General features: G+C 68.6%; 7 protein-coding genes and 1 tRNA gene. 5 read left to right on the forward strand and 3 right to left on the reverse strand.

The features are described 5' to 3' along the window. Positions 1–175: 175 nt before the first annotated feature. The 4 genes from CKO28_RS24730 to CKO28_RS24745 all read left to right on the forward strand — a co-directional run bounded on the left by CKO28_RS24730 (position 176) and on the right by CKO28_RS24745 (position 6,735). A tRNA-Gly gene (locus tag CKO28_RS24730) sits at positions 176–251 on the forward strand. Between the two features lie 158 nt (positions 252–409). Further along, complete coding sequence (locus tag CKO28_RS24735) at positions 410–1,057, forward strand: NYN domain-containing protein (protein ID WP_200343587.1); 648 nt, start codon at positions 410–412, stop codon at positions 1,055–1,057. Between the two features lie 25 nt (positions 1,058–1,082). Next, the gene (locus tag CKO28_RS24740; protein ID WP_200343589.1) at positions 1,083–1,544 is read left to right on the forward strand and encodes a CopD family protein; all 462 of its coding nucleotides are present in this window, start codon (positions 1,083–1,085) and stop codon (positions 1,542–1,544) included. A 127-nt stretch (positions 1,545–1,671) separates the two neighbouring features. Next, complete coding sequence (locus CKO28_RS24745; protein ID WP_200343591.1) at positions 1,672–6,735, forward strand: NAD-glutamate dehydrogenase; 5,064 nt, start codon at positions 1,672–1,674, stop codon at positions 6,733–6,735. 231 nt (positions 6,736–6,966) lie between these two features. Here the strand turns inward: CKO28_RS24745 and CKO28_RS24750 are convergent, their stop codons facing one another. The 3 genes from CKO28_RS24750 to CKO28_RS24760 all read right to left on the reverse strand — a co-directional run bounded on the left by CKO28_RS24750 (position 6,967) and on the right by CKO28_RS24760 (position 9,779). After that, complete coding sequence (locus CKO28_RS24750; protein ID WP_200343593.1) at positions 6,967–7,617, reverse strand: SOUL family heme-binding protein; 651 nt, start codon at positions 7,615–7,617, stop codon at positions 6,967–6,969. Between the two features lie 200 nt (positions 7,618–7,817). After that, positions 7,818–8,954 carry a PA0069 family radical SAM protein gene (locus CKO28_RS24755; protein WP_200343595.1) on the reverse strand — a complete coding sequence of 379 codons (1,137 nt, stop codon included), beginning with the start codon at positions 8,952–8,954 and terminating at the stop codon, positions 7,818–7,820. A 237-nt stretch (positions 8,955–9,191) separates the two neighbouring features. After that, positions 9,192–9,779, reverse strand: a complete 588-nt coding sequence (locus CKO28_RS24760) for a DUF2244 domain-containing protein (RefSeq protein ID WP_200343596.1) — start codon at positions 9,777–9,779, stop codon at positions 9,192–9,194. 195 nt (positions 9,780–9,974) lie between these two features. Between CKO28_RS24760 and nth the strand changes: the two genes are divergently transcribed. Beyond that, complete coding sequence (gene nth, locus CKO28_RS24765; RefSeq protein WP_200343598.1) at positions 9,975–10,634, forward strand: endonuclease III; 660 nt, start codon at positions 9,975–9,977, stop codon at positions 10,632–10,634. The last annotated feature ends 165 nt before the right edge of the window (positions 10,635–10,799 follow it).

Genomic DNA, 10,799 nt, shown 5'->3' on the forward strand with positions numbered 1-10,799 from the left:
GGCGGCACCACGCGGGCGCGGCGGAACGCGCGGCCACGGAGCGCGCGGAGCCTACGCGAGCGGGCGGGGCGATGTCACCAGCGCGTAAAATTCCCCTGTTGCAAAGCCGCGCGCGGCGTATTATGTGCCGGGTGTCGCTGCGGCGGGCCGACCGCCGGGCGCACACACGACGGATGCGGGCGTAGCTCAGGGGCTAGAGCGTCTGCTTGCCATGCAGAAGGTCGTGGGTTCGAATCCCATCGCCCGCTCCATCTACCGGGGGCTCAGCCGAGCAGGCCGAGCCCCCGTCCTTAGGTCTTGTTAATGGTTCTTTTCGTTTTCGGATTGACAATCCGGGTTCGATATATAACTTACTGAATTGAGGTGGCCCGGACCATTATCTATCGGGCCCTTATCCAGGAGGCCCCGGATGGCAACGTCCGGGGCCTTCTTATTGTCTGCGGCGAGGATCGGCATGAAGCGCGTAGTGCTATTGATAGATGGGGGACATCTGCGAGCCGCCGCGAAAAATCAGGGTCGCAAAACGACCCCAGATTTTATTGAAAAATTTGCCAAGACGCTCCCGCAAGTCGATGAAGAGCTCCAAAAGATTCTTTATTATGATTGCGCGCCTTACTTCGGGGAGCAATCCAAGCCCGTCTCCGGAGAGAAAGAAAAGCTGTCCGGCAACTCCGAATGGCTAGATGAGCTCGCAACGCGTGATCTTTTTGCTGTGAGGAAGGGTCAGCTAAAATTTCGAGGCTGGGTTCCCAAAAGAATTCCAGTCGCTGGCGGGAAGCTTGAGGATTCTCATTTCAAGCCAAATTTTGAGCAAAAAGGCGTGGACATGCGATTGGGTTTGGATATTGCTGCTCTTTCAGTAGACCGCAGTGTAGATCGAATCCTGCTGGTCTCCGCAGATACAGATATGATCCCCGCAATGAAACAGGCTCGAAAATCTGGTATTCAGGTCGTTATTTTTCAGCTCCCGCATTCTCGATATCGCGACAAATTGCGTAATGATCTGAAGGCGAACTGCGATTTTGTTAGAGAAGCGGTCTATCCGGACGAGACATAACTGACGCCAAATTCGAAGGAATCCCATGCTCTCCGCCCTCGCCCTCGCCCTCCACGCACTCGCGGCCGTCGTCTGGGTCGGCGGGATGGCGTTCGCGTATCTGTTCGCCCGGCCGGCGCTGGGCGCGCTGGAAGGCCCGCAGCGCCAGACCTTCTGGCGCGGCACCTTCGCCCGCTTCTTTCCGGTCGTCTGGGGCAGCGTCGGGCTGCTGCTCGCCACCGGCTATTACCTGACCTTCGTGACCTACGGCGGGTTCGCCAACGTCGGCGTGCACGTCCACGTCATGCACCTATTGGGCCTGGTGATGATGGCGATCTTCGCGCACGTCTTCTTCGCGCCCTGGCGCCGGTTCGCCCGGGCGGTCGACGCCGGCGACCGGCAGACCGCGGCCCGCAACATCGAGACGATCCGCAAGCTGGTCGCGGCCAATCTGACGCTGGGCCTGCTCGTGGTCGCGATCGGGTCGAGCGGGCGCTTCTGGCCCTGAGGCTGGCCGAGATCCCCGCGCCTGCGTCATTTCTTCGCGTCGCGGATCGCGCTAGCGTGGCCCCTGGTGCCGGTCGCAGAGCCGGCGCCCAACCAGAACCGACCACGCCGGGGGAGGGTCAGCCGTCATGTCCACGGGCGCCGAGCAGCTGAAAACCGATTTGATCGACCGCATCGTCGAGCGGGTGCAGACCCGGCTCGACCCGGACCGGGCCGAGGTCGCCGAGCGGTTCGTCCGCCAGTTCTACGCCCACGTGCCGCCCGACGACCTGCTGGGCGACGACGCCGACAACCTGTACGGCCAAGCGGTCGCGATGCTGAACTTCGCGCGCAGCCGCGCGCCCGGCGCCGCCAAGGTCCGCGCCTACAATCCGCGGATCGAGGAGCACGGCTACGGCTCGTCGCACACGGTCGTGGAGATCGTGAACGACGACATGCCGTTCCTGGTCGACAGCGTGACCCAGCGCCTGGCCGACCTGGACGCGCAGGTCCACCTGGTGATCCACCCGATCCTACGGGTCGACCGCGACGCCCAGGGCCAGTTGAGCGACATCCACGCCGCCGACGCGGCCCGCGACCCAGCCCGTGACCCAGCCACCGACGATGCGCCCGCCGACGATGCGTCCGCCGACGATCCGCCCGCCGACGCCCGCGCCCAGCCGGCCGCGGCCGCGACCGGCAAGCCCGCCAAGTCGAAGGCGCGCGCCCGCGGCCGGACCCGGAGCGCGCACGGCGGCGATACCGCGACCAAGACGCGCGCCAAGGCCGACAGTGACGCCAGCGCGGACGGCGCGGCCGGAACGTTGCGCGAATCGCTGATGCACGTCGAGATCAGCGAGCAGCCGGCCGGGCGCCTGGCCGAGCTGGAGCGCGAGCTCGCCCGCGTGCTCGCGGACGTGCGCGCGGCGGTGCGCGACTGGCAGCCGATGCAGCGTCAGGCCCAGGCCGTGATCGAGGCCCTGAAGGCGAGCCCGCCGCCGCTCGACAAGGGCGAGCTGAACGAGGGCGTGGCCTTCCTGGAGTGGGTCGCGGACGATAACTTCACCTTCCTCGGCTACCGCGAGTACAGCTTCGAGGGGGCGGGTGCCGCGGCGGTCGCCCAGGTCGACCACGACAGCGGGCTCGGTATCCTGGCGGATCCGGAATACCGGCTGTTCGACGGCCTGCGCGACCTGGGCAAGCTGCCGCAGGAGGTGCAGGCGTTCCTGCACCAGCCGGACCTGCTCCGGGTCACCAAGGCGAACCGGCGCTCCACCGTGCACCGCGCGGTCCACCTGGACACGATCGCGGTCAAGACGTTCGACGCCGACGGCCATGTCACCGGCGAAAAGCTGATCGCCGGGCTGTTCACCTCGACCGCCTATTCCCGCACCCCGCGCGAGATCCCGCTGCTGCGCCGCAAGGTCGACCGGGTGCTGGAGCGCAGCGGCTTCCGGACCGACAGCCACGACGGCAAGGCGCTGCTGCACATCCTGGAGAACTATCCGCGCGACGAGCTGTTCCAGATCGGCGAGGACGACCTTTACCGGATCTCCATGGGCATCCTGCACCTGCAGGAGCGCCAGCGGATCGCGCTGTTCACCCGCCGGGACCCGTTCGAGCGGTTCGTCTCCTGCCTGGTGTTCGTGCCGCGCGACCGGCACGACACCCATCTGCGCCTGCGCTTCCAGCGCATTCTGGCACAGGCGTTCAACGGCGAGGTCTCGGCGTTCTACACCCACCTGACCGAAGCCGTGCTGGCGCGCACGCACATCATCGTCAAGACCACCCCCGGGGAGATCCCGGACGTCGACAAGAACGCCGTGGAGCAGCGCCTGGCCGAGGCCGCGCGCTCCTGGTCGGACCAGCTGCAGGAAGCCCTGATCGAGGAGCGCGGCGAGGAGCCGGGCCTGGCCGCCACCCGCCGGTTCGGCGCGGCGTTCCCCGCCAGCTACGAGGAGCACTTCCCGGCCAAGGCGGCGGTCTACGACATCGTGCGGATCGAGCGCGCGATCGAGACCCAGGACCTGGCGATGAACCTGTACCGCCCGATCGAGGCGTCGGAGGATCAGGTCCGCTTCAAGATCTACCACGTCGACCAGCCGATCCCGCTGTCGGACATCCTGCCCATGCTGGAGAACATGGGCATCAAGGTGATCTCCGAGCATCCCTACGACATCCAGCCCACCGACCGGAAGCTGCCGGTCTGGCTGCACGATTTCGAGATGCGCACGGCCGGCGGCGCGCCGGTCGACCTCGGCCGGGTGCGCGACAAGTTCCACGAGGCGTTCGCCCGGGTCTGGCGCGGCGAGATGGAGAACGACGCGTTCAACCGGCTGGTCCTGCTCGCCCGCCTGACCGCGCGCGACGTGATCGTGCTTCGGACCTACTGCAAGTACCTGCGCCAGGCCGGCATCCCGTTCTCGCAGGCCTACATGGAGGACACGCTGGCGGAGAACGCGACGCTGGCGCGCCTGCTGGTCGAGCTGTTCCGCTGCCGCTTCGATCCCGCGCTCCAGGCCGACCGCGACGCGCAGCAGGCGCGCATCGTCCAGCACCTGAGCGACGGGCTGGAAGAGGTCGAGAGCCTGGACCAGGACCGGATCGTCCGGCGCTTCCTGAACGCCATCCAGGCGACCTTGCGGACCAATTACTACCAGCCGATGCCGGACGGCGGCGAGCGGCCCTGGCTGTCGATCAAGCTCGCCAGCGAGGAGATCGACGAACTGCCGCTGCCCAAGCCGTTCCGGGAGATTTTCGTCTACTCCCCGCGGGTCGAGGGCGTGCACCTGCGCTTCGGCATGGTCGCGCGCGGCGGCCTGCGCTGGTCCGACCGGCGGGAGGACTTCCGCACCGAGGTGCTGGGCCTGGTCAAGGCGCAGCAGGTCAAGAACGCGGTGATCGTGCCGGTCGGCTCGAAGGGCGGGTTCGTGCCCAAGCAGCCGCCGGCGCCCTCGGCCGGACGCCAGGCGATGCAGCAGGAAGGCGTCGCCTGCTACAAGACCTTCATCCGCGGGCTGCTCGACCTGACCGACACGTTCGTCGGCGGCGGCGAGGTCCGCGCGCCCCAGGACGTGGTGCGCTGGGACGGCGACGACCCCTATCTGGTGGTGGCGCCCGACAAGGGCACGGCCGCGTTTTCGGACATCGCCAACGAGGTCAGCCAGGAGTACGGCTTCTGGCTGGACGACGCGTTCGCCTCCGGCGGGTCCAGCGGCTACGACCACAAGGTGATGGGGATCACCGCCAAGGGCGCCTGGGAATCGGTCAAGCGCCACTTCCGCGAGATCGGCCACGACACGCAGTCCGAGGACTTCACGGTGATCGGCTGCGGCGACATGTCGGGCGACGTGTTCGGCAACGGCATGATCTGCTCCGAGCACATCCGCCTGATCGGCGCGTTCAACCACCTGCACATCTTCGTCGACCCCGAGCCCGACGCCGCGGAGAGCTACAAGGAACGCAAGCGGCTGTTCGACGCCGCCAAGGGCTGGGACGCCTACGACACCGCCAAGCTCTCCAAGGGCGGCGGGGTGTTCGAGCGCAAGGCGAAGTCGATCACGCTCACGCCAGAGATCAAGCAGCGCTTCGGCCTGGAAAAGGACCAGGTGGCGCCCAACGAGCTGGTCCACGCCATGCTCAAGGCGGACTGCGGGCTGCTCTGGTTCGGCGGCATCGGGACCTACGTGAAGGCCTCGGACGAGAGCCACGCCGACGTCGGCGACCGCGGCAACGACGCCATCCGGGTCGACGGCAAGGATCTCGGCTGCCGGGTGATCGGCGAGGGCGCCAACCTGGGAGTGACCCAGCTGGCCCGGATCGAGTTCGCGCTCAACGGCGGGCGCTGCAACACCGACGCGATCGACAATTCGGGCGGGGTCGACTGCTCCGACCACGAGGTGAACATCAAGATCCTGCTGGGCATGGTCGAGGAGGCGGGCGACATCACCCGCAAGCAGCGCAACGAGCTGCTGCAGTCGATGACCGACGAGGTCGGCCAGCTGGTGCTCCGCGACAACTACCTGCAGACCCAGGCCATTTCGGTGACCGAACGGCTGGGCGCGCATCTGCTCGACCGCTCGGCGCGGTTCATGCGCGCGCTCGAACGCCAGGGCAAGCTGAACCGCAGCATCGAATACCTGCCCGACGACGAGGCGATCATGGAGCGCCGCAAGGCCGGGATCGGCCTGACCCGCCCGGAGATCGCGGTGCTGATGAGCTACGCCAAGATCGTCCTGTACGAGGACCTGCTGGCCTCCGACCTGCCGGACGATCCCTACATGGCGGCCGACCTCAAGAGCTACTTCCCCGAGCAGCTGCGCCAGCGCTATCCCCGGCAGATCGAGGGCCACCGCCTGAACCGGGAGATCGTCGCGACCTCGGTCACCAACTCGATCGTCAACCGCTGCGGCATGACCTTCGTGCACGAGACGCGCGAAAAGACCGGCATGCCGAACCACGAGGTCGCCCGCGCCTACATGGCCGCGCGCGAGGTGTTCGGCCTGCGCGAGGTCTGGGCCGGGGTGGAGGCGCTGGACACGATCGCGCCGGCCGACACCCAGGCGGAGATGCTGACCGAGGCCGGCCGGCTGATCGAGCGGGCGACCAGCTGGTTCCTGCGCACCTGCAACCAGCCGATCGACATCTCCGGGGTCTGCGCGACCTTCACCGACGGGGTCGCGACCGTGGCCGGGCAGCTCGACCAGCTGCTCGCCAAGGGCGACCTGCAGGACCGCGACCGGCGCGCCCGTCACTACCAGCAGCAGGGCGCGGGCGAGGCGCTGGCCCGGCGGGTCGCCTCGCTGCGGCTGCTGCCGCCCGCGCTCGACATCTGCCGGATCGCCGGCAGCCTGGACATGCAGGTCGGCACGGTCGCGCGCACCTTCTTCGCGGTCGGCCAGCGCTTCGGCTTCGACTGGCTGCGCCAGGCCGCCAACCAGCTGCCCACCGACGACGCCTGGGACAAGCTGGCCGTGGGCGCGATCATCGACGACTTCTACGGCCACCAGTCGGACCTGACCACCCGGGTGCTGGAAACCCAGGCCGCCGGCGGCAACGGCACCGACGCGCTCGAGGCCTGGGCGCACCAGCGCCAGGCGCTGGTGACCCGCACCGAACAGCTGGTGACCGAACTGCGCTCCGCCGGCACCCCCGACCTGGCCATGCTCGCGGTCGCCAACCGGCAGCTGAAGTCGATGGTCAGCGGCGGGTAGTGCCGGGGCGGACGCTGGCGGCGGGCTTAGAGCAAAATCGACGAAGGTCGGGTCGACCTTCATCGTGAATTTTGCTCTAACTGCTTGAAGAGAGAGCAAGAGTCAGCTGAAAGGTGGCTTCTCCTTGCAGCATCTTGCTCTAGCTTATCGACGCCCGGAGCTTCCGACCCTGAGCAGGGCGCGTCCGCGACCGTGTCGAACGGCGGCGGACGGGACCCGAAGCCGCACGGCTCACGACTCGGCGCGGGTCACCGGCACCACGACTTCGTTGCGGCGGAAGAACGGCAGGGTCCAGGGCGGGTCGTAGAACAGCGCCGAGGGTTCGCCCGCCGGCTGCCAGACGGTGTCCTCCAGGCGGGTCAGCAGCTGGCGCTTCTCTTCCCGCACGCTGGTGTCGAAGCCGAAGCCGGAAAACCGCAGCACGGCGATCCGTTCGGGCGCCAGCTTGACCAGGCGCAGCCGGTCGTCGGTCGGCACCGGCGCGGTCGCTTGCGTGAACTTGTCCGGCAGGAAGAACCGCATCACGGTGACCGGCTGGCCGCTTTCGGTCGTGGCCTCGCCGGTTTCGACCGGCGTGGTCATGGCGATCTCCTGGGCGCCCTCTTGTGTCTCGACCGGGGTCGTCATCGCGACCTCCCGGTTCTGCCGGTTGGCGCCCGTGATGTAGTCGAACAGCAGGCCGAACGCCTTGGAGCTGGCGTCCCGGCCCGGCACGCGCGCCTCCACGGCCAGGCGGGCGGGGTACGCGCGCACCTCCATATCCTCGCCCAGATCGGCCACCACCTCGTAGTCCAGCGTCTCGGTGCCCGAGCGCACCCCGAACACCGAACAGCCCGCCAGCACCGCCGACGCCGCCAAGCTCGCCGCCAGTCTCAGGATCATCGCGCGCTCCCTTCGAGCCCTAATCTTAGCCGGTCAGAAAATCGCCCGCCCCGGGGCCGCTGACAAGACGGCGTGGGCGCACAGGTTCTAGAGCAGAATCGATCAAGGTCGGGTCGACCTTCGTCGTGAATTTTGCTCTAACTGCTTGAAGTGAGAGCAAGAGTCAGCTGAAAGGTGGCTTCACCTTGCAGCATCTTGCTCTAAAACAGCGCGCCCTGCCGCGGGTCCTTCGCGGGCGGCGTGAACTGGGTGGTGTCGAGGTCCCAGCGATCGGCGGACAGGCCGTGGCGCTTGGCGGCGCGCCGGAAGCGCCGGGCGAGCAGGTCGGCGTATGCGCCGGTGCCCTTCATCCGGGTGCCCCAGCCGGCGTCGTAGAGCGCGCCGTCGCGCGCCTGGCGGATCAGGGAGAGCACGTGGTCCTTCTTGCCCGGCGCGTGGGCGTCCAGCCACTCCTCCATCAGGTGCTTGATCTCGTGCGGCAGGCGCAGCAGGACGTAGCCGGCGGTGTCCGCGCCGTGATCCGCCGCGGCTTCCAGGATCCGCTCCAGCTCCCAGTCGTTCAGGGCCGGGATCATCGGCGCCGCGAGCACGCCTGTGGGCACGCCCGCGTCGGTGAGCGCGCGCACCGCCCGCAGCCGCCGGGCCGGCTGCGGGGCGCGCGGCTCCAGCGTGCGGCACAGCGCGCGGTCGAGCGTGGTGACCGACACCATCACCCGGGCCAGGTTGCGCGCGGCCATCCGGCCCAGGATATCGGCATCGCGCGTGACCGCCGCCCCCTTGGTCACGATGCACACCGGATGGCGCGCCTCCTCCAGCACCGCCAGCAGGGCGCGCGAGATCCCGTGGTCGCGTTCGGCCGGCTGGTAGGGGTCGGTGTTGGCGCCCAGGGTGATCGTCGCCGGCCGGTAGCCCGGCTTGGCGAGTTCCCGGCGCAGCAGGTCGGGCGCGTCCGGCTTGGCGAAGATCCGGGTCTCGAAATCCAGGCCCGGCGACAGGTCGAGGTAGGCGTGGGTCGGCCGGGCGAAGCAATAGACGCAGCCGTGTTCGCAGCCCTTGTAGGGGTTGAGCGAGCGGTCGAACGGCACGTCCGGCGAGCCGTTCCAGGCGAGCGCGGACTTCGACCGGTCGATGCCGATCACGGTTTGCGGGGACGGGCCTTCCAACGCATCGTCGTCCGCCGGGGCGTCGGCCGCGTCGCCGCACGCCCCCTGCGCGGAGCGCGCGCCGGCCCAGCCGTCGTCGGTGCGTTCGCGCTGCAAGGCGGTGAAGCGGCTGCTGCGGTGGTTCGAGACCGCCCCGCGGCCCCTGCGCGCGCGATCTGGAATGCGCTCGTCCATGGCCCGCCAGAGTAGCGGCTGGACGGGAACACAACAAGAACTTTTGGGCCTCCGCCACCCACTTCTCATCCCCTCCTCCCCGGGGATGCGGGGCTCGGGGAGGAGCGACCGCGGGCAGGCGGCCTGTTGGCACTTACGCCGCGGGCGCAGGCGACGCGGGCCTAGGCCGCGGGCAACCTCCTCTCCCCGGCCCTCTCCTCCCAGTGGAGGAGAGGGAGAGACCAGCGGGCGAGGAGGCTAGACGCCCGTCGGCTGCCCTGGCGCGGTTGCCTTGGCGACCGCGCCGCGCAGGGTCTTGGCAAGGTCGAGGCGTTCCTCGGAGGTGAGAAAGCTGCCGATCGCGAGCTGCCGGCCGTGCGAGCGCAGGGTCAGCTGGCTGTCGTGTTCCGGCGGGTCGTCCATCCGGACCTGCAGCCAGGCCGGCTGGAACCGCCAGATCTGGCTGTCGCCGCGCGGCGAGACCCGGCGCACCGTCAGGTCGTCGCGGGTCAGGGTCACGGTCTCGTACAGGCGCGCGGCGCGGAAGTTCAGCTTGAACGCGCCATAGATCAGCAGGACGTCGAGCCCCATGAACCCGACGACCGGCCAGGCGCCCATCAGGAAAAACCCCAAACCGGCGGTGAACGAGACGGCGCAGACCCCGGCCATCAGCAGGGTAAAGCCGCGCTTCGACAGCGAGCGGTGCGGGGTCAGGATGGCGTCGAACACCACCTCGGCGTCGTCCGGGCGGGCGCGCGCGGACAGCCCCGCCTGCCCGGGGGCCGGGCGGGGACCCACATGCTCGTCGGCCGGAGTGTCGCGGGCCGGGGTGTGGCGCAGGTTCATGACGCGCCACGATATGGCGCCCGACACCGCGAGAGCAAGGCCGGGCAAGGCGGTCCTGCCTGAACGGCCTTGCGCGCGATTCAACGATAGAGAGCGCGGGGCGCGCGGCCGGCGAGGCCAACCCGCGTCGACCCCGCTCTTGAGGCAAACTCAAAGGCCTTGACGCCCTCGCGCGCATTGCCGACAAGCGCGGCCATGGCGCGCACCAAGCTGAAAAAGGCCGAGATCGAGCAGCTGTTCGCCCGGCTGGCCGCGGCCCTGCCGGAGCCGAAGACCGAGCTCGAGTACCGCGACCCGTTCACCCTGCTGGTCGCCGTCGTGCTGTCGGCCCAGTCGACCGACGTCGGCGTCAACAAGGCGACCCGCAGCCTGTTCGCCGAGGCCGATACGCCGGCGGCGCTGGCCGCCCTGGGCGAGGCGGGCGTGAAGCGGCACATCAAGACGCTCGGCCTGTTCAACTCCAAGGCCCGGAACGTGGTCGAGCTGTCCCGGGTGATCGCCGAGGACTACGGCGGCGCGCTGCCGCGCGACCGCGCCGCCCTGGAAAAGCTGCCGGGGGTCGGCCGCAAGACCGCCAACGTGGTGCTCAACACCGCGTTCGGGGAGCCGACGATCGCGGTCGACACGCACATCTTCCGGGTCGCCAACCGCACCGGGCTGGCGCCCGGCAAGACGGTGCGCGAGGTCGAGGACGAGCTGACCCGGATCGTGCCCAAGGCGTTCGCCCGCGACGCCCACCACTGGCTGATCCTGCACGGCCGGTACACCTGCAAGGCGCGCAAGCCCGACTGCCCGGCCTGCCGGATCGCCGATCTGTGCAGGTTCGAGGAAAAGACGCCGGCGACGGAGGCCTAGCTTGGTGAAGCTACGGAAAGATTCAGCTGAAAGGTGATTGAACGAACCCGCTATCGCGGGGGTTAGCGGATAACAGGTGCGGGCGGGTCTCCTGCCTGAGACGATGGGGTTGCCGACCACCAACTCTCAGGACAGGAGTTTCCCAGATGGCCGACATCAGCCCTC

Origin of the sequence: Rhodovibrio sodomensis (assembly GCF_016583645.1) — a bacterium.
Lineage (GTDB): Bacteria > Pseudomonadota > Alphaproteobacteria > Kiloniellales > Rhodovibrionaceae > Rhodovibrio > Rhodovibrio sodomensis.